Source organism: Sphingopyxis granuli (assembly GCF_001559015.1).
Classification (GTDB): domain Bacteria; phylum Pseudomonadota; class Alphaproteobacteria; order Sphingomonadales; family Sphingomonadaceae; genus Sphingopyxis; species Sphingopyxis granuli.
In genome coordinates, this window is sequence record NZ_CP012199.1 from 844,074 (window position 1) to 867,047 (window position 22,974).

Sequence of the window (22,974 nt, forward strand, 5' to 3'; positions counted from 1 at the left end):
GCGGGGGTGGGCCAGCGACTTTGCGCCGGTGAGCACCCCAAATGCTCCCCGGCGAAAGCCGGGGTCCAGATGGCATAGTGCTGCCTCGCATGGACCCCGGCTTTCGCCGGGGAACAGGCCCTTGCGTGTGTGAAGGGTTTGTACGCCCTTTGCGTCTGCCCACTCCGCTGCGGGTAGAGAACGCAGTTGCAATTCTCGCTGCCCCGCCTGCAAGCGGCAGGAGAGGTCGTTTCAGCCTCCCCCGACGCTTCCCGGCGCTCTGGCGCGCAGGAAATTGCCGAGTGCGACGAACAGCATCTCGCGGGCGTCGCCGCCGAGCATCTCGCCGCTCAGCCAGTCGAACTGCGCGCGGTTGCCGCGCGCCACGGCGCCGATCATCGTTGCGAGCAGCGCCTCATCGAAGCTGACGCGCGGACAGCAGGGCGGGGCGACCGCGAAGGGATCGGGCCAGATCTGGCCGATCGCCTCGACCACCAGCCGATAGCGCCGCGCGGCGAGCACATTGCCCCAGCGCCGTTCGAGTTCGGGCATCGGATCGCGCTCGCTGCGGCGGCAGAGAATGCAATAGCGCAGCGCGAGCACGGCCTGCGCGGCGTCGACGGGCAGGTCGCGGACCAGCGGTTGCGCGGTAAGCCGGCGAACCAGCGTGCTGCTTTCCATGGTGCCTCCCGTCGCGGCCCGGTCGCCTTGCAGTCCTCCCGCCGGGTCCGAAAAAGGTGCCGGCTGCCGCTTTCGCAGCAGCCGGCAGGAGGTGACTGCCTCACCGTGCTATTGAGAATTAATCGCAAATACAAGCAAAAAAAGAGGCACCGTGAAGGTGCCTCCGATTCTCGCGGAAATCCGTGCCGGAGGCGCCTTCGCGGCGCCTCCTTGCGGGATGCGTCAATCGTCCCCGGCGGGCTTCGACTGGAGCTGGATGTAATTTTCCATCCCCATCCGCTCGATCATCTCGAACTGCTTCTCGAGTTCGTCGACATGATGCTCCTCGCTTTCGAGGATGTCGGCGAACAGGTCGCGGCTGACATAGTCGCGCACGCCTTCGGCATGGGCGATCGCGTCCTTGAGCAGCGGGATCGCCTCCTCCTCGAGCGCGAGGTCGGCCCTCAGTATTTCCTCGACCGTTTCGCCGACACGCAGCCGGCCGAGCATCTGGAAGTTGGGCAGGCCGCCGAGGAAGAGGATGCGGTCGGCCAGCTTGTCGGCGTGTTTCATTTCGTCGATCGATTCCTCGCGCTCGAAGTGCGCGAGCCGCGCGACGCCCCAATTGTCGAGCATGCGATAGTGCAGCCAATATTGGTTGATCGCGGTCAGCTCGTTCTTGAGCGCCTCGTTGAGGAAATCGATGACCTTTTCGTCGCCCTTCATTCGTCTTGTCCTGTCATTGTCCGGGTGTGGGATGGCGGGCGGCATCATAGCCGCCCGGACCCGGTCAGGCCAAGGCTAAAAAGGACGGAAATCCTAGGAAAATCAGGCGGTCGCCGCGGCGTCGCTGATGATATTGCGAGCGAATGACAGGCACTGGCCGCACTTGGGTTTGCGACCCAATTGCGCATAGGCGGCCTTGGCGCTGCGCAATTCGCCATTCCGCGCCACATCGCGCAGTTCGCGTTCCCTTATTGCGTTGCAGACACAGACGACCATGTGCGAATCCCTCTCAACAATCCTTCCTCTAGAGATAGTGCGAAGGATTCGCAACAACAAAGATGCGACTGGTTCGCAATCCCGGTTCGTGGCTCGCCGCCGTTTTTTCGCTCGCCGCTCCGTTTTCGCCGCCCCTTGCCCGCGCGGCGATTCGCGGGCATAGGCGCGGTCCTTCTCCCACGCTGCTTCGCAAAGGTTCGCCGCCATGAAAGTCCAGGTTCATGTGACGCTCAAGCCCGGGGTGCTCGATCCGCAGGGCAAGGCGATCCACCACGCGCTCGAAGGGCTGGGCTTCGCGGGGGTCGAGGACGTTCGCGCCGGCCGCTTCATTGAACTCGACGTCGCCGACGACGTAACCGACGCCGACCTCGACGCGATGTGCGCGAAGCTGCTCGCCAATACCGTGATCGAAAATTACCGCATCACCCGCGCCTGACCGGCCGATACCGAAGGAGCCACGCCCATGAAGACCGCCGTCATCGTCTTTCCGGGCTCCAACTGCGACCGCGACATGGCGGTCGCGCTCGAAACCGTGACCGGCCGCGCCCCGGCGATGGTCTGGCACCGCGAGAGTGAACTGCCCGCGGGGACCGACTTCATCGCGCTGCCGGGCGGCTTTTCCTATGGCGACTATCTGCGGTCGGGCGCGATGGCGGCGCGCTCGCCGATCCTGCGCGCGGTTGCCGAGGCCGCGGGGCGCGGCGTTCCGGTGCTGGGCGTCTGCAACGGCTTTCAGGTGCTGACCGAGGCACAGTTGCTGCCCGGCGCGTTGATGCGCAACGCGGGACTGAATTTCGTCTGCCGCAGCGTGCGGTTGACCGTCGAGAACAGCCAGTCGCTGTTCACCGCCGGCTACCGCGCGGGCGAGACGATCACGATCCCGGTGGCGCACCACGACGGCAATTATTTCGCCGACGACACGACGCTCGACCGGCTGGAAGGCGAGGGGCGCGTCGCCTTCCGCTATGCCGATGCGGTCAACGGATCGGCGCGGCGGATCGCCGGGGTGCTCAACGATGCCGGCAATGTGCTGGGCATGATGCCGCACCCCGAGCGCGCGATCGACCCCGCGCACGGCGGCACCGACGGCCTAAGGCTGTTCGAGGCCGCGCTCGGCGTCCTCGCCTGAGGCAACCGGATCGAGCGCCCCGGGCGCATCGCCGCGTGGCGGGTGCAGCCAGCGCCCGACGAGCAGCAGGATCGTCGGCCAGAACATCGTGTTCCATATGTCGTGCCAGTGCGCCGCGTCGGGCTGGATCGCGGCGTCGCTCGCCTCGACCGTCATGTCGAGCCATTCGCCGCCGCACGCCATCGCGAGCACCGCCAGCCAGGCGACGAGCCAGCCGCCGCGCCAGCGCCAGATCAGCCGGACGAGCAGGAAGAGCGCGAGGCCGAAATAGATGTGCAGCGCATCCTTGTCGAGCCCGGTCGCCTCGATGACCGAGACCTTCCGCGCCTCGAACAGCGAGGCCAGTTCGATCAGCGTCATGCCGGTTCAGCCTCTGGCGCCGAAGGGATTGAAATCGGTGCCTTCGTCGAAGACGTCGACACCCTCGCGGCGCTTCAGCGTCCCGACCACCCAATAGGTGAGGGGGGTCAGCGCGGCTTCCCAGCCCGTCTTGATCAACCATTGCGACAGCACGACCTGCATCAACTGGTCGGGCGGCCATCCGGCAAGCCCGTAAAAGGCGAGCGGGTAGAAAATCAGGCTGTCGAGACCCTGGCCGACGATCGTCGACCCGATGGTGCGCATCCACAGGAAGCGCCCGCCGGTCCACAGCTTCATCCGCGCGAGAACATAGGAGTTGGCGAATTCCCCGGCCCAGAAGGCGGTCATCGAGGCGATGACGATGCGCCAGCTGTTGCCGAAGACGAATTCGTAGCTCGCCTGGCCGGGCCAGCCGTCGGCGGGGGGCAGCGCGACGACGACCCACGCCATGAAGGCCATGAAGGCGAGCGCGGCGAAGCCCGTCCAGATCACCCGCCGCGCGCGCGCATAACCATAGACCTCGGTCAGCACGTCGCCGATGATGTAGCTGATCGGAAAGAAGAGGACGCCGGCGCCGAACGCCCACTGACTGCCGTCGGGCATCGGGATGTAGCTGGGCTTCGAGGCGCCGATGATGTTCGACAGCAGCAGGATGGCGACGAAGGCCGCCATCACCAGGTCGTAATAGCGGAAGTGCCGGACGCTGGCGGCGCTGACCTGGGCGGGCCGGGCCGAAGCGGCCGAAAGGGAGACGGGGGAGTCGGGCATGGCGTTGCTGCTTAACCTGCTTTGCGCGATGCGCAAACCACGCTATGCGCCAGCGGGCGCCGACCGCGCCGCGCGCCCGTAGCTCAGCTGGATAGAGCACCCGCCTTCTAAGCGGGTGGTCGCAGGTTCGAATCCTGCCGGGCGCGCCACATTCTCTTGGACGTCGATCCCCGTACCGTGGGGCCTATCGCGACTTCGACTATTCGCGCGGCCTCGTCCGGCTGGGCTGGACCGATGGTGGCGTCGAAGCTGGCACGCATCGACCGTGCGCCTGTTCGTGTCGAGCCGATTCCCTTTGCCGGTCAGCGATCCCCAAGCGCTGCGGCTCAACCATTCGCGAGGTGTCGGAACGCCGCCTCGAGCGCTGCCATGAGCTGCGCCGGCTGTTCCAGAGGTATCAGATGGCCGGTCCGATCGATGATCGTCATCGTCGATTGCGGGATATGCTCGTGCAGCGTCACGCTTTCCTCGACGGATCTCAGTTCGTCATCGGCCGCGGCGACGACGAGCGTCGGGCACCTGATCTCGCCGAGGCGCGCGGTGTCGTCGTCGCGGTGGAGCCGGGATTGGCGATCGAAGACGTCGCCGCCCAGGCGGCTGCTCATCCGCTGGACGCGCGCGATCAATTCGTCGCTGCGATGCGCCGGATGAAGGGAGCGGCTGACCGCGCCGCGGCTGAGTTCGCGAAAGCCCGTCCGGCCCAGCTGCGTGGGCGCGCGCGGGGTGCTGCCGCGGGACGATGTCGCGATCAACGCAAGGCCAAGGACCCGTTCCGGCGCCCGATACGCGATCTGCCGGGCAACATATCCACCCATCGAAAAGCCGACCAGCAGGGTGGGTTCGGTCATCGACTGAACGGCGCGGTCCGCCATCGCCTCGATCGAACCGTCCCGCGTCGTATCGGCATCGACGACATGGCCGAGCCGTGCAAGGCCGGGACGCATATCGCTCCACAGGTCGGCGTCGAGCATGAAGCCGGGAACGAGAAGAATATCCATCGACCCGCTTTGGCACGACCGATGCCCTTCGTCACCAGCGCGACGCGCAGTACCCCATTACCACGCCCCGGGGGCGCGGTTTCGGCTGCGCCCTCCGCTGCGCGGGCGGTGCGGCCGTCAGTGTGCGCTGCCACCCAGCGTCGACAGCGGGACGTGCCGCCAGAGCTGGCGAATCTCGTCGTCGTGGCCGGTGAGGTCGTACCGCAGCAGCGAGACCGGCAGGCGGCCGGTGTTCATCAGATAATCGTGATAGTCGCGGATCGAGAATTTGTCGCCGAGCTGCCGCTTGCGGTCGACGAGCAGCTTCTGCAACTGCATCGCCCCGATCGTGTAGGTCATCCCATAGCCGGGAGGACGGCGGATATAGATGCCCGCGTCGACGCGCGCGACATTGTCGTCGAGATAGGGCGTCCATTCCTTCCAGAAATTCATCGTCTGCTCGACGCTCATCTCGTTGCGCTGCATCTTCACGTCGCCGATTGTGCGCGCCGCGCGGAACAGGCCGAAGATGTAGATGAGCTCGCGCGTCCGCGGCCGGTCGTCGAACAGCCCGAGCTGGAGCGCGCTTTCCTCGAGATAGAAGCCCCACCCCTCGGTCCGCCCGCTGTCGCTGACAAGGCGGCGGATCGGGTGCGTCACGCGTTTGCCCGTCATGCCATCGAACCGGTGCCCCGGGAAGGTGGCGTGAAGATGGTCGGGCGAGGCGTCGCGGAACTGCACCTGTTCCCAGAACATCGGGCCGTTCGGCCGGACGATCCACGGGGCGTTGAAGCCGACCTCCTGATAGCTATCCGGAATATAGTCGGGGATCGAGATGATCTCCTCGTCGCGCAGCCATTTGCGGATCTTGGCGTCGGTCCCGGCGAGCTGCGCCTCATATTCCTCGGCCGATCCGGGCAACTGCAGCTCGGGCAGATTGCGGTTGCGGTGCCGCTCGGTCGTGTAGTTCGCCCAGTGCCGATCGAGCTCACGCTCGGCGAGCGTGACGATCTGGTCCGAATCATAGGGCATCAGCCGGACGTTCTTCAGGAACCAGTCATAGGCGGGCTTGCCGACGCCGGCCTGCGCGGTCATCGTCGGTCGCGATGCGACGAGCCAGTCGCGAAAACCCGCGATCGCCTTTTGCGCCGCGTCGATGTCGGCCACCAGTGCGGGCTGCTGCGTCGTGGCGCGCCCGCGCAGGTCGGCGAACCAGCCGATCAGCCCCTCGGGCTCCACCGCGCGATAGGGCATGCCGTGACCGACGCCGTCGCCATGCGACAGGCTGTGGATCGCCAGGTCGGCATAATCGGCCGCGACAGAATCGAGATTGACCCGCGCCTGCGCCAGATAGGCGGGAATGGTCCGCAGTCGCGCCTGGAACGCCGTGAGGGCGTCGCCCTTCAGCGGCAGGTCGGTGTAGGCGAGGCGCTGCAGCTCGTCGACATACATGCCCGGATCGCGCGCCCACGGCTTGGTGACGTTGAGCGTGAAGTCCATCAGGTCCATCTGCGCGCGGACGGCCAGATAGTCGACCTGCCGGTGGCGGTCCCAGCGCGCGACCCCGAAATCGGGCAGCTTCGCCTGAAAGGCGCGCAGCTCGGCGCGGCGCTTCTCGACGGTGGCGGGGCTGTAATCCACCACGCCGTTCACGGCCGTGGGCGTCTTCCATTCGGTGAAGGCGGCGAACAGCGTGACGAGATCGTCGTAGCTGCCCTGGCCGTCGGGTGGGCTGTCGGGGCCGGGCGCCGCCTGTTGGGTGGCCGCGGCGGCGACGGGGATCGGGCTGCTCGCGCCCGCCAGCAGCGCCGCGATGACCAGGATGGATGCCTTGCGCATGGATCGTCTCCTCCCGTGTATCTGCCGTGACCGGGCCGGCAGTTTCAATTTAGTTCTAAAAACGCGTGAATTTGGTTATGATGTAATGCTTGTGGCGCGAGGTCAAGAGACCATTTACTGCTGGGTGACGGCATCGGCGGCGGCCGGCGAATTGTAGCCGCCGCAGCAGGCGGCGGGCGATCGCGGTCGTGGCGTGGACAGAGCGATCGTTCTAATATAGCTTTATATATCAGCATATTATCTGTTTCTTACCCTTCGGCAGAGTGGAAAGGGTCTCTCGTCCGGGAAGGCTGCTTGCTTCAAAAGTGACAGTTTTCACATTTTTTTATGTCGCGGAATTGACTGTCGCTTCACATTATGCTCAAAATCACGCAACTGTTCACAGGAATGGCGGTAATCAATGCCGGCGACCGTGGAAGTCACAGACGGGTTTCCAGTTCGGGGAGTTTAGGAGCATGGATATGAAGCGGGTTGCAGGCATTCGGGCGGGATTGCGGGGCGGATCGGCGCTCTTCCTGTCGATGGCGGTAATGGGGACGGCCATGGCCCAGACCCCGGGTTCCGAAAATGACGGCATCGCCGACGACAGCGTGGGCATCGTCGTCACCGGGTCGCGCATTCCGCGCCCCGACGTCGATTCGAACAGTCCGGTCAACGTGGTCGGCGAGAGCGAGATCAAGCTGGCGGCGACGGTCGAGAGCGAGCAGCTCCTCAACGCGCTGCCGCAGGCCGTCTCAGGGTCGGGCGCGCAGTCCAACTCCGGCAACGGGTCGGCGACGGTCAACCTTCGCAACCTCGGCGCCGTGCGCACGCTGGTCCTCCAGAACGGTCGCCGCATCGTCGGCGCGTCGCAGGACGGCGTCGTCGACCTCAACATGATCCCGCCCTCGCTGGTGTCGCGGGTCGAGGTCGTCACCGGCGGCGCTTCGGCCGTGTACGGTTCGGACGCGATGGCGGGCGTCGTCAACTTCGTCACCAAGGACGATTTCGAGGGACTCGAGATCGGCGGTTCATACGGCATCAGCGACGAGGGTGACGCGCAGCGCTACAACGTCGACCTGACCGTCGGCGGCAACTTCGCCGACGGCCGCGGCAATATCGTCTTCCACGGCAGCTATTACGATCGTGCGATGGTCAAGGGCGCGGCCCGCGATCATGCGGTCGTCTATCTGGCCGACGCCATCGTCGACGGAAAGCCGGTGCTGGTCCCGTCGGGCAACGGCGTGACGCCGCAGGGCACGATCTTCAGCCCGCAGCTGGTCGGCCTCACCGATCCCTACGGCAACACCATCGGCACCGCGGGCATCTTCTTCGCGCCCGAGGGGTGGCGCGCCTATCGCGCGAGCGACGGGTTCAACGACCGTCCCTATACCAATCTGCAGATGCCGATGCAGCGCTGGCAGGGGTCGGTCATCGGTCATTACGACGTGACCGACGATGTTACGGCCTTCTGGGAAGGGTCGTACGTCCACAGCAAGATCAACTCGACGCTGGGCGCCGTGCCGATGAGCAGCTCGGGCTTCATCCCCGGGTTCCAGCTCGACCTGCGCAATCCCTATCTCGCGCCGACGCTGCGCGATTTCCTGAGCGCCAACATGGATGCCGATGGGGATAATCTGGTTCCCGTGAACATCAACCGGCGCCTGCTCGACGGCGGGTCGCGCACCAGTGACCAGACGCGCGATTTCTATCGCTTCGTCGTCGGCCTGCGCGGCAATCTGACCGATCGGCTGAAGTGGGAGGTCTTCTACAACCAGGGCGAGACCAAGGTGACCGACGTCCAGGGCGGCGGCGTTCTCATCGACAATTTCGCCAACGGCTTCCTGACCGATCCGACCGATCCCTACAAGTGCGCGGTCGCCGATCCGAAGTGCGTCGTCCTCAATCCCTTCGGCCTCAATTCGCTGACGCCGGAGATGATGAACTATATCTACACCGACCTCACCAACATCACGACGATCCGGCAGAAGCAGGCCGGCGCGAGCGTGACGGGGTCGCTCTTCTCGCTGCCTGCCGGCGACGTCGGCATCGCGCTGGGCGCGGAATATCGCAAGGAAAGCTCCGCCTTCGATCCCGATCAGCTCTATGTGCAGGGCAAGGCGCTGTCGCGTGCGGCGGGGCTCAGCCCGACCGCAGGGTCGTTCGACGTCTCCGAACTCTATGGCGAGCTCTATGTGCCGATCCTCGCCGACATGCCGGGGATCCAGCTGCTCGCGTTCGAGGGCGGTCTGCGCTACTCCGACTATTCGACCGCGGGCGGGGTCTGGTCGTACAAGCTGGGCGGTGAATATTCGCCGTTCCGCGGCCTGAAGCTGCGCGGCCTCTATCAGCGCGCGGTGCGTGCGCCGAACGTCGTCGAACTCTATTCGGGTGCGACGAACACGGCGCCGCAGGCGGTCGACTTCTGTAACGCGACGCCCGAACGCACGGCGGCGGAGCGCGACTTCTGCGTCAACTCGCTGGGCGTTCCGGGGGCCGTCATCGACGTGTTCCAGCAGGAAAACCAGCAGATCCGCGCGATCACCGGCGGCAATCCGAACCTTCAGGAAGAAACCTCGGACACCTGGTCGGTCGGCGCGGTGGTTCGTCCCGACTTCGTCCCGAACCTTCAGTTGACGGTGGATTATTACAATATCCGCATCAAGGACGCGATCGGATCGTTCGGCGGCGGCCTGCAGTCGGTGATCAACGCGTGCAATGCCAACATGTCGATGAGCAACATCTTCTGTCAGCCGCTCAGCAAGCGGACCCCCGACGGCCAGCTCTATGACGTTGCGCTGCTCAACGCGAACATCGCCAACATGAAGGCGTCGGGCATCGACTATCGTATCGACTACCGGCACAGCCTGGGTTCGGGTAGCCTCAGCTACTATCTGGCGGGCACCTATCTGATTGATTCGATCACGCAGGGCAGCCCGATCGCGAACTCGGTCAATTGTGCCGGCTTCATCGGCGGCGGCAGCTGTTCGACGGCCAACCCCAAGTGGCGCTTCACGCAGCGCCTGACCTGGGAAGTCGACAAGCTGCAGCTTTCGCTCCGCCACCGCTTCATTGGTTCCGCGAAGGATGGTCGAATCGCGGGAGCAAAGGCTTCGGGCGCGGCGATTCCCTTGCTCGCCGTGCCCGAAACCGGCGACGTCCATTACTTCGACCTCAGCGCCAACTATGACGTGATGGACAATTTCAGCTTCTTCGCAGCGGTCGACAATCTGTTCGACCGTGATCCGCCCTACTACCTCTACGAGCGTGAAACCTACGACGCCATCGGTCGCCGGTTCACGATCGGGTTCCGGGCGAACTTCTGAGTGGAAAGGCACCGGCCGCGGCGGCATCATTCCGTCGCGGCCGGGCCGCCGTGCGAAGTGCGTTCAAGCTGGGGTTGCGATAGATGAACAAGGTGGGTCTGTTCCGGTCGGTCGGCGTTGCGCTGGCGTTGGCTCTTTCCTCGACGGCGGCAAGCGCGCAGGATCGCCCCGCACCGCATGCCCCCGTCCACGGCGGCGCGAAGGTGGCGGGGACGTCGCTGTCGATCGACGAACTCTATCGCACCAAGAGTCTGATCGGAACGACGCCCGAAGGCTATAGCTGGGCGGCGGACGGCGACACGGTGTTGTTCCTGTGGAACGACGAAGGTTACAGCTTCCGCGACATCTGGTCTTATTCGGTCCGGACGGGGAAGAAGACGCGGCTCACCTTCCTGGGCCGCGACAGCAAGCCCGAGGCCGAGCAGAAGGGGATCGCGCAGGCGGTCGCGCTCGACCGGGGGCGGGTGGCGTTCACGCTGGGCGGACAGCTTCATATCCGCGAGGCGAACGGCACGGTCACGCCGGTCGAAACCGACAAGCAGGCGGTTCGCAAGCTTGCCGTGTCGCCCGACGGCACGCGGCTGGCCTTCATTTCCGGCAACCCCGTCGATACGCGCAATCGCGTGACGCTGGGCGGCGTGCTCTGGGTCCGCGACGTCACGGCGAAGGGCGGCAATGCCGCGCGCCGCGTCGCGGGGGACGATGATCCCAAGGTCTATATCGGCGATTTCCAGTGGTCGGCCGACGGCAAGGCGATCGCCTTCGAGCAATCCGACGACCGCGCCATGCCCGAGCGCGACATCTATTATTATGCCAAGGGCGGCTTGCAGAACAATCGCGTCATCCGGGCCTTTCCGGGCGACGAGACGACGAAGGCGACGGTCGGCGTCGTCACCCTCGCGTCGGGCGACGTGCGCTTTTTCGAGCGCCCGAACGCCAAGGATCATATCTGGGACTATGGCCTGTCGAACGACGGCAAGCGCCTGTTCGTCAGCGGCTCCGACATGGAGGCGAAGGAACATAGCATCTATGTCTTCGACGTCGCGAGCGGGACGCGCGAGACCTTCTATCAGCTGCGCGAGGCGAAGCATCTGCGCCCCGACTGGAAGGTCGCATGGGCGCCGCGCGACGACGGGCTGATCATCCTGACCGACCGCGACGGTTGGCTGCACCTCTATCACCAGCGCGCCGCGGGCGAAGCGCCGCGCCAGATCACGAGCGGCCGGTGGGAGATCGAATCCTTCGCGGTCGACGGCAAGCGCGGCCAGCTTTATTTCACCGCGAACGAATCCTACATCCCCGACCGCCAGCTCTATCGTGTGCCGGTCGCGGGCGGTGCGATCGAGCGGTTGAGCGGTGCCGCGGCCGGGACGCACCAGCCGGTCTATTCGCCCGATTTCCGGCATATCGCCGACTGGTACAGCAACGACACCACGCCGCCCGAGCTTTTCCTGATCGACACGGCGAAGCCGGGCAAAGCGGTGCAGGTCACCAAGTCGCCGCAACCCGAATTCTATACCCAAACCTGGGCGAACATCGGCTATGTCGAGTTTCCGAGCCATGTCGACGGCACCAACCTTGTCGCGCGGCTGAGCCTGCCCGCCAACTACGACCCCGCGAAACGCTATCCGGTGATCGTCGGCTCGGTCTATTCGGACGCGGTGCGCAACCAGTGGGGCGGCCGCCGCGCGCACCCGACCTGGGGCCTCGACCAATATTTCGTCGCGCAGGGCTATATCGTCCTCAACGTCAATATCCGCGGATCGTGGGGGCAGGGACGCGACCACAACCAGACGCAATATCAAAGCTATGGCGAGACCGACATCAACGACCTGGAAAGCGGCGTCCGCTATCTGGTCGAGAAGGGCTATGCCGATCCCAGGCGGATCGGCATCTGGGGGTCGAGCTATGGCGGGCTGATGACGATCATGTCGCTGGCGAAGAAGCCCGGCGTCTATGCCGCCGGAATCGCCGGGGCGCCCGCGACCAACGTCTGGCATGCCTATCCGTCGCAGATGTGGATCATGGGGCCGCCCGACGGTGCCGACATGCCGGCCCGCTACGAAGCGCAATCGGCGCTCTATCAGGCCAAGGGCATCAAGGACGCGCTGATGATCATCCACGGAACGCGCGACCCGGTCGTGCTCTATTCCGACACGATCGCGCTGATCGAGGGGATGATCCAGCGCGAGCAGATGTTCGAACTCGTCACCCTGCCCGGCGCCAACCATGCCTGGGCCAGCGACAACCTGCCGCAGGCGCGTTTCGCCTTCAAGAAGATGGTCGATTTCTTCGACCGCAATGTGAAGAACAGGGAGTGACATGCTGCGGCGTGCGATTTCCCTGATGATCGGCGGCGCGGCGCTGCTGTCGGCTACGGGCGCCGCGGCACAGGCCGAGGTGCAGGCGCTGGGTGCTGACTTCTGGGCGTGGCGCGCCACGACCCAGCCGGCGACGAGCGACGACATTCCGCGGATCGTGCGTCCCGAAAAATGGACGCCCGACTGGTCGCCCGCCGCCGTCGACGCCCAGAAGCGGCAGCTCGCGGCGTTCGAAACGCGGTGGAAGGCGCTCGCGCAGGCGCCGCGCTCGGTCGGCGAGACGGTCGATTACCGGCTGGTCGGATCGGCGCTGGCGCGCGTGCGCTGGGAACTCGACCATGTCGCCGCGTGGCGGCGCCAGCCGCATTTCTATGTTGCGCAGGCGCTGAACCCGATCTTCGAACTGCTGTTGCCGCCGCCGCCGCTCGAACGGGCGCGGATCGACGACGTCATCCGGCTGCTCGGCCACGCGCCGGCGACTCTCGCTGCGGGCAAGACCAATCTCACCGACATGCGCGGGCCGTTCGTCGACGCCGCGCTCGCGCAGGTCGCGCAGGTCCCGTCCAGCCTGAACGGGATGATCGCCGGCATCGATCCGCACGCGACGCCGGGCCAGCGCCGACAACTCCGCGCTGCGGCCGACAAGGCGATCGCGGCCTTCGCCGATTTCGAAGCCTTCCTGAAGGCCCGGCGCGCCGGCCTGTCCGATGCGACCGCGGTCGGCCGCGACAGCTATCGCTATTTCCTCGGCAGCGTTGCCCTCTATCCCTATTCGCCCGAGGAACTGCAGGTGATGGGGCGGCAGGAATGGGCGCGCTCGGTATTGTTCGAGGAACTCGAGCGCAACCGCAACGCGGGGCTGCCCGAACTGCCGATCGGCGCATCGATTGACGCGGTGACGGCGAAGCTCGACGCCGACGAACGCAAGGTCCGGGCCTTCCTGCGCGACCGCAAACTGCTGACCGTGCCCGAATGGGTGGGCCATTATAACGCCCAGCCCTTTCCGGCCTATCTGGCGCCGATCGGCTGGCTGGGGCGGACCTTCGACCTGACGAGCCGGACGCGCGTCGGACAGAATGCGACCGTCTATCTTCCCGAACCGTCGCCCGGGCTCGGCTATTTCAACCTGTCGATCACCCGCGATCCGCGCCCGATCATCGTGCACGAAGGCGTGCCCGGCCATTTCTTCCAGCTCAGCCTGGGCTGGAAGCATCCGAACCCGCTGCGCCGCCATTATTACGACAGCGGCGCGAACGAGGGGACGGGCTTCTATGCCGAGGAAATGATGCTCCAGGCGGGCCTATGGGCCGACGCGCCCCGGACGCGCGAGATCATCTACAATTTCGCCCGGCTGCGCGCGCTGCGGGTCGAGGTCGACGTGAAGCTGGCGCTTGGCGACTTCAGCATCGCCGAGGCGGCGGACTATCTGGAAAAGATGGTGCCGATGGACCGCGCCACGGCGGAAGAGGAAGCGGTCTTCTTCGCCGCCGCGCCGGGACAGGCGATCAGCTATCAGATCGGCAAGATGCAGACGGCGGAATTCCTGGCCGAGGCGCGGGTGCGCGAGGGCAAGGATTTCGACCTCAAGCGCTTCCACGATTATCTCTGGCTCAACGGCAATGTGCCCATCGCGCTCCAGAAGCAGGAGTATCTGGCGATGGTGGACGGGAAATAGGGAGCGCCATGCGTATCATCCGACTGACCGAACCGCAGTCCGGCCTGTCCGCGCGCTGCCGCCTGATCGAGGATGCGGCGCCCGAATCGGCCGCTTTCCTGTGGGACCTCGCCGAGCGCCGCGCGGCGTTCGAAGCCATGCATGCGATCTGGACCGGCCCCGAGATCTCCGTCCCGATGCCGGCCAGCACGCTGCCGGCCGGGATGGCGCAGCCCGCCATCCCGGCCGAGAACGCGACTTCCTATCCCGAGGCGGGCGACATCGTCCTCGCCTATCTCGCCGCGGGCAGCACCAAAGGGCTGCCGCCGGGCCCCTTCTACGACATCGGCCTCTTCTATGGCGGCGGCGGGCGCCTGCTGATGCCCTTCGGGTGGATCCAGGCGAATGTCTGCGCCCGCATCCTCGACGAGGATCTGGCCAAGGCGCAGGCCGACTGCCGCGCCATCCGGCGCAGCGGCGCCTGCACCCTGACGATCGAAACCGCCTGAGGACGCCCGCCCATGACCTATGACGATCTGATGTCCTTGCTGGGCAACTGGCTGCTTCCGGGATCGCTGGTGGCGATCATGGTGTCGATGGGCCTGTCGCTGACCGCCGACGATTTCCGGCAGGTGTTCCGCAACAAGCGCGCACTGATCTTCGGCGTCTGCTCGATGCTGGTCGTGCCGCCACTGATCGGGCTCACGCTCGCGCTGACGGTGGTGCCCACCGCGGCGCTTGCGGTCGGCTTCGTCCTGCTCGCGACGACCCCCGGCGGCATGTTGTCGAACCTGTTCACCGATATGGCGAAGGGCGATCTTGCGCTGTCGATGTCGATGACGCTGATCCTCAGCATGATCTATATCTTCGTGGTCCCCTTCTACGCGCATTTCGCGCTGCTCCATTTCATGGGGCTGGAGGCGGACGTGCAGGTGCCGCTCGCCTCCTTTTTCTGGGACATCTTCTCGATCACGGTGCTGCCCGCGACGGTGGGCTTCGCGATCCGCGCGTGGCGGCCCGATTTCGCGATCTGGTTCAAGCGCTACCTGAAGAATGCGGCGACGATCGTCCTGTTCAGCTCCTTCGGCGTGATCCTCTACGACCAGGTTCCGGTGCTGCGCGAGAATCTGGGGGCGCTGTTCTGGATCACGGTCGCGCTCAACCTGACCATGGTCGTCGTCGTGATGACCATCGTGCGCTTCGCCGGCTTCTCGCGGCGCGAGAATGTCGCGATCGGGATCGAGCATCTGATGCGGCAGGAAGGCACCGCGATCTTCATCGCCGTTTCGATCGTCGGCAACAACGAGATGTCGTTGCCGATGATCATGAACACACCCGTGGCGCTTTGTTTCGTGCTGCTCTTCGTCGCCATCGCGCGGCGGACGGGGCGGTCGGAGCAGGGCGTTCCAGCCACGATCTGAACCATAGCAAGATAGAGCGCCCGGCAAACGGGCGAGCAGGAAAGTTCGCAGTTATGACAGTGTCCCGAGTTGTGGGCGTCGCGACGGGGTCTCTCCCGCTCGTCGCGATGGGCACCCTCTTCGTCGCTTCGACGGAGCGATGATGCAGCATCGATCGATCTCCCGCGCCGCTCGCAAGGATAGTGTCACGAGCCCGCTGTGGACGGCGACCGCCGCCCCGGGGCCCGCGCTGGCGCCGCTTTCGGGCCATGTCGAGACCGACGTGCTGGTCGTCGGCGGCGGCATCGCAGGAACCGCGACGGCGCTTCATCTGGCCGAAAAGGGTGTCCCGGTCGTGCTGGTCGAAGCGGGCCAGCCGGGCGACGGCGCGACCGGGCAGAGCGGCGGGCTCGTCGCGCCCGATTATATCCGCCATTCGCCCGATTCGGCACGGCAGGCGTTCGGCGCGGAGGACGGCGAACGGCTGAACCGGATGATCGGGGCCTCCGGCCGCTTCGTCTTCGACCTTATCGCGCGGCACGCGATCGATTGCGACGCGCGCCCGGACGGCTTCTACACGCCCGCGCACACCGAGGCGCTCGCCGATAATCAGCGCCGCTCCGCCGACCAGTGGCGGTCGCGCGGCTATGCCGTCGATTTCGTCGAGGGCGCGGAGGTCCGGCGGCTGTTCGGCGCCGACCGCTATTGCGGCGCGCTGCGCTTCGGCGACGGCGGCAGCCTCAACCCGCTCGCCTATGTCCGCGGCCTTGCCCGCGCGGCCGAGCGCGAAGGCGCGCGCCTGTTCGCGAACAGCCCAGTCGCCGCGCTCGAACGGACGACGGACGGGTGGCTTTGCCGCACGCCCGGCGGGACGGTGCGCGCGGACCGCGTCGTTCTGGCTGCCAACGGCGGCAACGGTGCGCTGCACCCGGCGATGCGGCGGACGACCCTGCCGCTGCACGTCTTCCAGTTCGCGAGCGCGCCGCTCGACGACGCGCAGCGCCGGGCGATCCTGCCCGAAGGGGGCGCCTTCACCGACAAGGTCCCCTATCTGTTCACCGCGCGGCTCGACGGGCAGGGGCATCTGGTCTCGGCCTTTCCCGCGTCCTTCCTGATCCGCAGCGATGCCGCGCTCTATCGCGAGGCCCGACGGCGGCTGGCGCAGCATTTCGCGGCGATGCCCGATCCGCAGATCGATTTCCTGTGGCGCGGCCTAGCGTGGGTGAACACCTCCTTCCTTCCCGAAGTCTATGATCTCGGCGAGGGGGCGATCGCCATCCAGGCCTGCAACGGCCGCGGGATCGCGACCAACAGCGTGCTGGGGGCGGAGGTGGCCGCCATGCTGGCGACGGGCGATCGCACGGCGCTTTCGGTGCAGCCGCGCGCGCCGGCGCCGGTGCGCTTTCATGCCGGCGCGGCGTGGCTGCCGAAGCTGCTGATGTCGATGGCCTATCTGTCGAACTGAGGCATGGGCGATCCGGGGTCGATCGACGTTCAGCTCTGGTCCGCAAACAGCGGCGCCATCGGAATGCCGAACTCCGGCACCGGCAAAGTCGCCATTTCCGGCTCGCTTGAACCGCGACCGCCGCTAGGGCGCCAGCGGTTCCAGATTGTCGTGAAGCCGGCCGAGCAGCGCGATCAGTTGCTCGAACTCCTCGGCCTTCAGCCCCGCGATCAGATGGGCATAGATGGGTGCGGTCGCCAGCCGCGCCTCGGCCAGCTGCGCTTCGCCAGCCGGGGCGAGCGCGACCAGCGTCACGCGGGCGTCCTCCCGGCTCGGCGTGGCGGTCACCAGTCCGGCCGCGGTCATCCGCTGGATGATCCGTGTCATCGTCGACAGGTTGATGACCGCCGCCTGCGCGATCTCGCGCGCGCCGCGCGGCGATTCCTCGCCGAGGATCATCAGGACGCGCCAGCTTGGAATATCGAGGCCGATCGCGCGCAGCCGCGCATCGATGATGCTGTTGTACCGGCTGACCAGCCGGTTGAGCAGATAGAAGGGGTATCGATCGACCCGAAAGGCGGTGTCGCCGGGGTTCCCCGACTGAAAGACGTCCATGACCGCCGCTTTAGCTCAAAGCTCTTCGGTTTCAATCCGCCGCGTCCCGGTGCGGCGCCGTTCCCCTGAAAGGAATTCGCCATGGCTCCTGCAATCCCCACCCCGATCCGGCGCTGGTGCCGCGTCGTAGCGCTGTGCGGAGGAGCCCTGCTGCTGGGCGGGGCCGCGACACCCGACCTGCCCGACCTGATCGATCGTTACGAGCATTTCGCGGAAGACTATCCGATGGAGGCGGGGCGCTCCGATCCGTCGCGGGCGCGGGTCGGCTGGCCCGACGAGACGCCGGCGGGCATGGCGCGGCGCAAGGCCGAACTCCAGCGGATCGCCGCAGCGCTCGATGCGCTCGACGATGTGGCGCTGACCGACGAAACGCGCGTCGATCGTGCCTATCTGCGCCAGCTCATCGCCTGGCGGGTCGAGGGGATAGACTTCGACGAACGGCGCTTCGCCTTTGTCGCGCATGAAGGCTTCTACAACACACCCTATTCGCTCGCGCGCGGCCTGACGCTGCGGAGCGAAGCCGATGCGCGCGCGTGGGTCGAGCGGATGCGCGGCATTCCGCGCTATTTCGCCGAGCAGCGCGCCAACCTCGCGCGCGGGGTGGCGTCGGGCTGGACGCACCCCGCGGTCGTGATCGACGTGGGGGTGGCGATCCTGCGCAACCAGATCGCGCAGCCCGTGGCCGAGGACCCGATGTTGGAGCCGCTCAAGCCCTATCCGGCGATCGCGGCGGAGGCGCAGCGATTGATCGAACAGGAGATCCGGCCGGCGCAGCGCGAGGCGCTTGCCTATATCGATGGTCCCTATCGCGCGAAGGCGCGCAAGGAACTGGGTATCGCGGCCGTGCCGGGCGGGCGGGCCTATTACGATTTCCTGCTGCGCTATTATACGACGACCGACCTGACCGCCGAGCAGATCCACGAAATGGGGCTGGCGGAGGTGCGCCGGATCCGCGCCGAGATGGACAAGGTCATCGCCTCGACCGGCTTTGAGGGGAGCTTCGCCGACTGGCTGCGCTTCCTGCGCACCGATCCGCGCTTCTATGCGACGAGCCGCGAAGGCCTGATCGAGAAATATGCCGCGGCGGCCAAGCGTATCGACGGCGTGCTGCCGCGCTATTTTTCGGTTCTGCCGCGCCAGCCCTTCACGATCGTGCCGGTGCCGCGCGAGCTGGAAGAAGGCTATACGACCGCGCGCGGCGGCGGCGGCGGCGATTTCGAGAAGGGCTTTGCCGGGACCTTCGTCGTCAACACTTCGCATCTCGACCAGCGGCCGCTGTACGAGGTCCCGGCGCTCAGCCTGCACGAGGCGGCGCCGGGGCACCACACGCACGGCGCGCTCAACAACGAGAACAAGGCGCTCCCCGGCTTCCGCCGCGCCCGCGACCTGCTGGCCTTCCGCGAGGGATGGGCGCTCTATGCCGAACGGCTCGGGCACGAGATGGGCGTCTATCGCGATGCCTACGAGACCTTCGGTAGCCTCTCGACCGAAATGTGGCGCGCGTGCCGCATGGTCGTCGATACCGGCATCCACGTGATGGGCTGGAGCTATGACCGGGCGCGGCAGTGCTTTGCCGAGAATACGGCGCTGGCCGACATCAACATCGACACCGAACTCGCGCGCTATATCGGCGCGCCGGGGGGCGCGGTCGCCTACAAGGTCGGCGAACTCAAGATCGTCGAGCTGCGCCGCCGCGCCGAACAGGCGCTGGGCGACCGCTTCGACATCCGCGCCTTTCACGACCTGATCCTCGCGCAGGGGCAGTTGCCGATGACGATGCTGGAGGCGAAGGTTGACGCCTGGATCGCGGCGAAACGTTAGGGCATTTGCCGCTCGCAATGACGATTCCGGTCGATTTCATCTCGCTCTAGATTGGGCCCCATTCAAGCTCTTCCCCGAAGGAGGGCTTTTTCGGGCTTCAGCCTGTCTTCCTCGGCAGGGCTTCGCTGAGCGTCGGCGATCAGGAGGCCAGGGCTTGATCGAGTGCCTGGCCTTCCTCGTCCGCCAGCGCCGCTTCGCGCAGGCGGGCGATGTCCGCGGCGGCGAGGCCGCCCTTGCGATACCGCTCGACGATTCGCTCGTAATTGCCGAGGCCGCGCTCGAACGTGTCGCCATAGCCCTTGATCAGCCGCTGGCATTTCACGATCTCGACCGCGACATCGGGCTCGGCGGCGCGGGCGAGCGCCAGCCATGCTTCGATCCGCGCCTGCTCGATCCGGTAGCGCAGCGTGCCGCGCCGCCAGCGCCGCCAGCCGGCGAGCAGCGACAGCATCAGGAACCAGCGCAGGCTGGTCGTCTCGACATGGCGGCCTTTCGCGAACAGCGGCTTCAGCCGCCGCGTCAGTCCCGGGCTGGCGAGGATGCGGCGCCCGATCGGCGTGGGCAGCGTCTCGCAGACCTCTTCGAGCCGCGGATGCATATATTCGGTGAGCTCGACGATCTGATCGTCCTTCGCCTTCACCTCGGCGCGGACGCGGGCGAAGCGGCTCGCCCGGACCTTCAGGGCCGCGACGCGGATCGTGTCCTCATAGGACATCCACAGCGCCAGGTGACGCGCGGCTTCGGTCAGCAGCGCGGGATCGGTCCCCAGCGCTTCGAGCCGGTCGAGGTAGAGGGCGGCATAGGCCGCGTCCTGATAGTCCATCAGCCGTTTCACGCCCTCGACCGCGAAGTCATGCGCTTCGCGCGGCAGATTCGCTTCGATGCGCGCCAGCAGCGCGCGGCCGGCCGCAGTGGTCGGCGCAGTGGCGCGCGGCGTTTCCTGCGGCGTTCCGCCCTTGCCCTGCGCGGCGTCGAAGCCGGCCGCGAAGCCTTGCAGATTGGTTTCGATCGCCTTGCCGCCCGCGCGGATCGCATCCTCGAAGGCCGCGCGGGGAAAGGGCAGGATGCCGCTGCCCGCGAGCGCGCCGAACATGATCGAACTGATGACGCTGCCCGTGCGCGCGGCGGCATCGTCCATGTCGAAGCCGATGAAGCGGCGCGCCCGCTCCTGCGCGGCGGCCAGGATGCGCTCGCCGCTGGCGCGGCCGTCGCCCATCGCCGATTTCTCGTCGATCGCGTAGACACGGTGGGTCGAGCCGATCAGCAGCGTGTCCTTCGACACGAAGCCGCGCAGGATCGCGCGGCCGGCCTCCATCAGTTCCGATGCAAGGACGACATCGACGTCGCCGGGCACCGGCATGAGCGCGAGCACCGGCGGTGCGCTGGCGCAGCCGGCCGGGAACATCTCGATATAATAGACGGTAGCGCCGGTGCGCTGCGCGACGCCGGGGACCGATGTGCCCTGCGCGACATAGTTGTTTGCTTCGCCGAGCTGGACGATCCAGTCGGCGAGGACGCCGCCGCCTTGTCCGCCGAGCCCGAGGACGGCGATGGTGATGCGTTCGCGCCGGGCCATCAGAAGGCCCTCGCGGCCAGCCGGCGCGCCGATCGCTGCTGGAGCGCGCCGATCACCCAGCCGCGCAGCCGATGGCGCAGCCGGTCGCGCCGATTGGGATTGGCGATGATCCGCGCCTTGTAGAAGGACGGGCAGAGGACGGCCGCGTGGCTGACCTCTCCGCACACGCCGCATCCGACGCAGCTGTTCTCGACATGCGCAATCGGGTCCTGGCGCAGCGGATCGGGGTTCGACCGGATCGTCAGCGACGGACAGCCAGACAGGCGGATGCAGCTGTGGTCGCCGGTGCAGGTGTCGGGGTCGACCCCGAAGCGTTCGCGCACCACCCGCTCGCCGGCGCGCAGCGCTTTCGCCATCTGGGGCTTGATGCGCCGCTGGCGGTTGAGCTGGCATTCGGACTGGGCGACGAGCACCTTCGGACCCTTTTCGGGCGAGGTCAGCGCATCGCGGATCGCATCGCGCATCCCAGCCACGTCATAGGTGCGCGTCCGCGTCTGCGCCCAGCCGATGCCGACGCCGCGCACCGCGCGCTCGATCGGGTTGTTGGTCTGGCGGTGCGGCGGTCGCGCGCGCGACGAGGGGATGTCCTGTCCGCCGGTTGCGGCCGAATAGCCGTTGTCGACGATGATCGTCAGATTGTCGTCCTGGTTGAAGACGGCGTTGCCGATGCCCGACGTCAGGCCGTTGTGCCAGAAGCCGCCGTCGCCCATGATCGCGACCGCGCGCTTGCCCTCGGGCTTGAACGCGGAGGCGCCCGCGGTGCCGAGGCCATAGCCCATCGTTGTGTTGCCGATGTGAAAGGGCGGCAGGATCGAGAAAAGGTGACAGCCGATGTCGGCGGAGACGTGCAGTTCCCCGACCTCCTTCTGGACCAGCTTCATCGCCGAGAAGATCGGTCGCTCGGGACAGCCGGTGCAGAAGCCCGCGGGCCGCTGCGGCACCGCGCCCGGCGGTAGCGCGGGCGGCTGGGCGGGCTCCTCGGCCGGTGCGCGGTCGGGAGCGTGGGCGCGCAGGAAGCGGGCGATGCCGTCCTTGATGACCGCGGCCGTATATTCGCCCGCGCGCGGCAGCACATCCTTGCCGATGATGCGCGTCTGGAGGTCGGCGCGGCGGACGAGCGTGTTGAGTTCGTGCTCGATGAATTCGGGCTGGCCTTCCTCGACCACCAGCACCGCGCGCTTGCCGGCGCAGAAAGCCTGCACCTCGTCGGGGATCAGCGGATAGGTGACGTTGAGCACATAGACGGGCAGCGCCGCATTGCCGAAGGCGTCGGACAGGTCGAGCAGTTCGAGCGCGCGGTTGAGCGAATTGAACAGCCCGCCCTGGACGATGATGCCGATTTCGTCGCGCTCGGTGCCGAAATGCTCGTTCAGTCTGTGCCGCCTGACGAAGTCGATGCCGGCGGGCCAACGCTTCTCGATCTTCTCGACCTCGTGCAGGAAATTGGCGGGCGGCAGGACGATGCGGTTGGTGTCGCGCGTCGGTGCCGCCGCGGCTTCGGCGACGGTCAGCGGCGGCCGCCGGTTGTCGCGCGCCGTGAAACTGCCCGTGACATGGCAGGCACGCACCCTGAGTTCGAGCATGACCGGGGTGTTCGACGCTTCGGAAAGCTCGAACCCCTTTTCGACCATGTCGACGATCAGCGGCAGGCTGGGGCGCGGGTCGAGCAGCCACATCTGCGATTTCATCGCGAATGCGTGGGTGCGCTCCTGCATGATCGAGGAGCCTTCGCCATAATCCTCGCCAAGGATGATCAGCGCCCCCCCGGTGACGCCGCCCGATGCGACGTTCGACAGCGCGTCCGACGCGACGTTGGTGCCGACCACCGATTTCCACGCGACTGCGCCGCGCAGCGGATAGTTGACCGACGCGGCGAGCATCGCTGCGGCGGTCGCCTCGCTGGCCGAGCTTTCGAAATGCACGCCGAGCCCGGCCATCAGGTCGCTGGCGTCGGAAAACACGTCCATCAGGTGGCTGATCGGCGACCCCTGGTAGCCGCCGACATAGGCGACGCCCGCTTGGAGCAGCGCTTTGGTGACCGCGAGGATGCCTTCGCCGTGGAAGGGCTCGCCGTCGCCGAGCTTGAGCTGCTCGACCTCCGCCTTGAAGGAACGTTCCGCCATT

19 protein-coding genes and 1 tRNA gene are annotated in these 22,974 nt (G+C 66.6%); 10 read left to right on the top strand and 10 right to left on the bottom strand.

Annotated features, from left to right (window positions below; genetic code table 11):
* Positions 1-231: 231 nt before the first annotated feature.
* The 3 genes from SGRAN_RS04000 to SGRAN_RS04010 all read right to left on the bottom strand — a co-directional run bounded on the left by SGRAN_RS04000 (position 232) and on the right by SGRAN_RS04010 (position 1,641).
* Entirely contained in the window at positions 232-660 is a 429-nt protein-coding gene (locus tag SGRAN_RS04000; protein WP_067105322.1) for an addiction module antidote protein, read from the bottom strand.
* Between the two features lie 222 nt (positions 661-882).
* Positions 883-1,365, bottom strand: coding sequence for a bacterioferritin (gene bfr / locus SGRAN_RS04005; RefSeq protein WP_067180784.1), 483 nt, complete (start codon positions 1,363-1,365; stop codon positions 883-885).
* 102 nt (positions 1,366-1,467) lie between these two features.
* Entirely contained in the window at positions 1,468-1,641 is a 174-nt protein-coding gene (locus tag SGRAN_RS04010; protein ID WP_067180787.1) for a (2Fe-2S)-binding protein, read from the bottom strand.
* Positions 1,642-1,846: 205 nt separating this feature from the next.
* On the opposite strand from SGRAN_RS04010, the gene purS reads away from it, so the two are divergent.
* Together purS and purQ are read left to right on the top strand one after the other, a co-directional pair.
* Positions 1,847-2,077 carry a phosphoribosylformylglycinamidine synthase subunit PurS gene (gene purS, locus SGRAN_RS04015; RefSeq protein WP_067105325.1) on the top strand — a complete coding sequence of 77 codons (231 nt, stop codon included), beginning with the start codon at positions 1,847-1,849 and terminating at the stop codon, positions 2,075-2,077.
* A gap of 27 nt (positions 2,078-2,104) precedes the next feature.
* Positions 2,105-2,770 carry a phosphoribosylformylglycinamidine synthase subunit PurQ gene (gene purQ, locus SGRAN_RS04020; RefSeq protein WP_067180790.1) on the top strand — a complete coding sequence of 222 codons (666 nt, stop codon included), beginning with the start codon at positions 2,105-2,107 and terminating at the stop codon, positions 2,768-2,770.
* Here purQ and SGRAN_RS04025 read toward each other — a convergent pair.
* Both SGRAN_RS04025 and SGRAN_RS04030 read right to left on the bottom strand, forming a co-directional pair.
* On the bottom strand, positions 2,732-3,130 hold the full coding sequence (locus SGRAN_RS04025; RefSeq protein WP_067180793.1) for a hypothetical protein: 399 nt from the start codon (positions 3,128-3,130) through the stop codon (positions 2,732-2,734). The two genes, purQ and SGRAN_RS04025, sit on opposite strands and share 39 nt — an antisense overlap.
* A 6-nt stretch (positions 3,131-3,136) precedes the next feature.
* A complete protein-coding gene (locus tag SGRAN_RS04030; RefSeq protein ID WP_067180796.1) occupies positions 3,137-3,898 on the bottom strand; it encodes a queuosine precursor transporter in 762 nt (253 codons plus the stop codon).
* A gap of 72 nt (positions 3,899-3,970) precedes the next feature.
* Between SGRAN_RS04030 and SGRAN_RS04035 the strand changes: the two genes are divergently transcribed.
* Positions 3,971-4,047 (top strand) — tRNA-Arg (locus SGRAN_RS04035).
* A 177-nt stretch (positions 4,048-4,224) separates the two neighbouring features.
* On the opposite strand, the gene SGRAN_RS04040 is transcribed toward SGRAN_RS04035, so the two are convergent.
* Positions 4,225-4,896, bottom strand: coding sequence for an alpha/beta fold hydrolase (locus SGRAN_RS04040; RefSeq protein ID WP_067180798.1), 672 nt, complete (start codon positions 4,894-4,896; stop codon positions 4,225-4,227).
* 117 nt (positions 4,897-5,013) lie between these two features.
* On the bottom strand, positions 5,014-6,714 hold the full coding sequence (locus SGRAN_RS04045) for a DUF885 family protein (protein WP_067180801.1): 1,701 nt from the start codon (positions 6,712-6,714) through the stop codon (positions 5,014-5,016).
* Positions 6,715-7,175: 461 nt separating this feature from the next.
* On the opposite strand from SGRAN_RS04045, the gene SGRAN_RS04050 reads away from it, so the two are divergent.
* From SGRAN_RS04050 to SGRAN_RS04075, 6 genes are all read left to right on the top strand, one after another.
* Positions 7,176-10,019, top strand: a complete 2,844-nt coding sequence (locus SGRAN_RS04050) for a TonB-dependent receptor domain-containing protein (protein ID WP_172709606.1) — start codon at positions 7,176-7,178, stop codon at positions 10,017-10,019.
* An 83-nt stretch (positions 10,020-10,102) separates the two neighbouring features.
* A complete protein-coding gene (locus SGRAN_RS04055) occupies positions 10,103-12,340 on the top strand; it encodes a S9 family peptidase (protein ID WP_067180807.1) in 2,238 nt (745 codons plus the stop codon).
* 1 nt (position 12,341) lies between these two features.
* Complete coding sequence (locus SGRAN_RS04060; protein WP_067180811.1) at positions 12,342-14,015, top strand: DUF885 family protein; 1,674 nt, start codon at positions 12,342-12,344, stop codon at positions 14,013-14,015.
* A gap of 8 nt (positions 14,016-14,023) precedes the next feature.
* Positions 14,024-14,503: a DUF3830 family protein gene (locus SGRAN_RS04065; protein ID WP_067180813.1), complete on the top strand. Its 480-nt coding sequence runs from the start codon at positions 14,024-14,026 to the stop codon at positions 14,501-14,503.
* A gap of 12 nt (positions 14,504-14,515) precedes the next feature.
* The gene (locus tag SGRAN_RS04070; protein WP_067180816.1) at positions 14,516-15,415 is read left to right on the top strand and encodes a bile acid:sodium symporter family protein; all 900 of its coding nucleotides are present in this window, start codon (positions 14,516-14,518) and stop codon (positions 15,413-15,415) included.
* A 142-nt stretch (positions 15,416-15,557) separates the two neighbouring features.
* Positions 15,558-16,859 carry an NAD(P)/FAD-dependent oxidoreductase gene (locus SGRAN_RS04075; protein ID WP_172709607.1) on the top strand — a complete coding sequence of 434 codons (1,302 nt, stop codon included), beginning with the start codon at positions 15,558-15,560 and terminating at the stop codon, positions 16,857-16,859.
* Positions 16,860-16,982: 123 nt separating this feature from the next.
* Here SGRAN_RS04075 and SGRAN_RS04080 read toward each other — a convergent pair whose 3' ends face one another.
* Positions 16,983-17,453 carry a MarR family winged helix-turn-helix transcriptional regulator gene (locus SGRAN_RS04080; protein ID WP_067180822.1) on the bottom strand — a complete coding sequence of 157 codons (471 nt, stop codon included), beginning with the start codon at positions 17,451-17,453 and terminating at the stop codon, positions 16,983-16,985.
* An 81-nt stretch (positions 17,454-17,534) separates the two neighbouring features.
* Here SGRAN_RS04080 and SGRAN_RS04085 point away from each other — a divergent pair, with 81 nt between their 5' ends.
* Positions 17,535-19,274, top strand: coding sequence for a DUF885 domain-containing protein (locus SGRAN_RS04085; RefSeq protein WP_067180824.1), 1,740 nt, complete (start codon positions 17,535-17,537; stop codon positions 19,272-19,274).
* 139 nt (positions 19,275-19,413) lie between these two features.
* Here the strand turns inward: SGRAN_RS04085 and SGRAN_RS04090 are convergent, their stop codons facing one another.
* Together SGRAN_RS04090 and SGRAN_RS04095 are read right to left on the bottom strand one after the other, a co-directional pair.
* Complete coding sequence (locus SGRAN_RS04090; RefSeq protein WP_067180827.1) at positions 19,414-20,850, bottom strand: indolepyruvate oxidoreductase subunit beta family protein; 1,437 nt, start codon at positions 20,848-20,850, stop codon at positions 19,414-19,416.
* The gene (locus tag SGRAN_RS04095) at positions 20,850-22,973 is read right to left on the bottom strand and encodes an indolepyruvate ferredoxin oxidoreductase subunit alpha (RefSeq protein ID WP_067180829.1); all 2,124 of its coding nucleotides are present in this window, start codon (positions 22,971-22,973) and stop codon (positions 20,850-20,852) included. Before SGRAN_RS04095 ends, SGRAN_RS04090 begins: the two co-directional genes overlap by 1 nt.
* Position 22,974 lies beyond the last annotated feature (1 nt).

Coding starts and splice junctions, on each gene's coding strand:
- SGRAN_RS04000 (WP_067105322.1), bottom strand. CDS start 660: ATGGAAAGCAGCACGCTGGTTCGCCGGCTTACCGCGCAACCGCTGGTC.
- bfr (WP_067180784.1), bottom strand. CDS start 1,365: ATGAAGGGCGACGAAAAGGTCATCGATTTCCTCAACGAGGCGCTCAAG.
- SGRAN_RS04010 (WP_067180787.1), bottom strand. CDS start 1,641: ATGGTCGTCTGTGTCTGCAACGCAATAAGGGAACGCGAACTGCGCGAT.
- purS (WP_067105325.1), top strand. CDS start 1,847: ATGAAAGTCCAGGTTCATGTGACGCTCAAGCCCGGGGTGCTCGATCCG.
- purQ (WP_067180790.1), top strand. CDS start 2,105: ATGAAGACCGCCGTCATCGTCTTTCCGGGCTCCAACTGCGACCGCGAC.
- SGRAN_RS04025 (WP_067180793.1), bottom strand. CDS start 3,130: ATGACGCTGATCGAACTGGCCTCGCTGTTCGAGGCGCGGAAGGTCTCG.
- SGRAN_RS04030 (WP_067180796.1), bottom strand. CDS start 3,898: ATGCCCGACTCCCCCGTCTCCCTTTCGGCCGCTTCGGCCCGGCCCGCC.
- SGRAN_RS04040 (WP_067180798.1), bottom strand. CDS start 4,896: ATGGATATTCTTCTCGTTCCCGGCTTCATGCTCGACGCCGACCTGTGG.
- SGRAN_RS04045 (WP_067180801.1), bottom strand. CDS start 6,714: ATGCGCAAGGCATCCATCCTGGTCATCGCGGCGCTGCTGGCGGGCGCG.
- SGRAN_RS04050 (WP_172709606.1), top strand. CDS start 7,176: ATGAAGCGGGTTGCAGGCATTCGGGCGGGATTGCGGGGCGGATCGGCG.
- SGRAN_RS04055 (WP_067180807.1), top strand. CDS start 10,103: ATGAACAAGGTGGGTCTGTTCCGGTCGGTCGGCGTTGCGCTGGCGTTG.
- SGRAN_RS04060 (WP_067180811.1), top strand. CDS start 12,342: ATGCTGCGGCGTGCGATTTCCCTGATGATCGGCGGCGCGGCGCTGCTG.
- SGRAN_RS04065 (WP_067180813.1), top strand. CDS start 14,024: ATGCGTATCATCCGACTGACCGAACCGCAGTCCGGCCTGTCCGCGCGC.
- SGRAN_RS04070 (WP_067180816.1), top strand. CDS start 14,516: ATGACCTATGACGATCTGATGTCCTTGCTGGGCAACTGGCTGCTTCCG.
- SGRAN_RS04075 (WP_172709607.1), top strand. CDS start 15,558: ATGCAGCATCGATCGATCTCCCGCGCCGCTCGCAAGGATAGTGTCACG.
- SGRAN_RS04080 (WP_067180822.1), bottom strand. CDS start 17,453: ATGGACGTCTTTCAGTCGGGGAACCCCGGCGACACCGCCTTTCGGGTC.
- SGRAN_RS04085 (WP_067180824.1), top strand. CDS start 17,535: ATGGCTCCTGCAATCCCCACCCCGATCCGGCGCTGGTGCCGCGTCGTA.
- SGRAN_RS04090 (WP_067180827.1), bottom strand. CDS start 20,850: ATGGCCCGGCGCGAACGCATCACCATCGCCGTCCTCGGGCTCGGCGGA.
- SGRAN_RS04095 (WP_067180829.1), bottom strand. CDS start 22,973: ATGGCGGAACGTTCCTTCAAGGCGGAGGTCGAGCAGCTCAAGCTCGGC.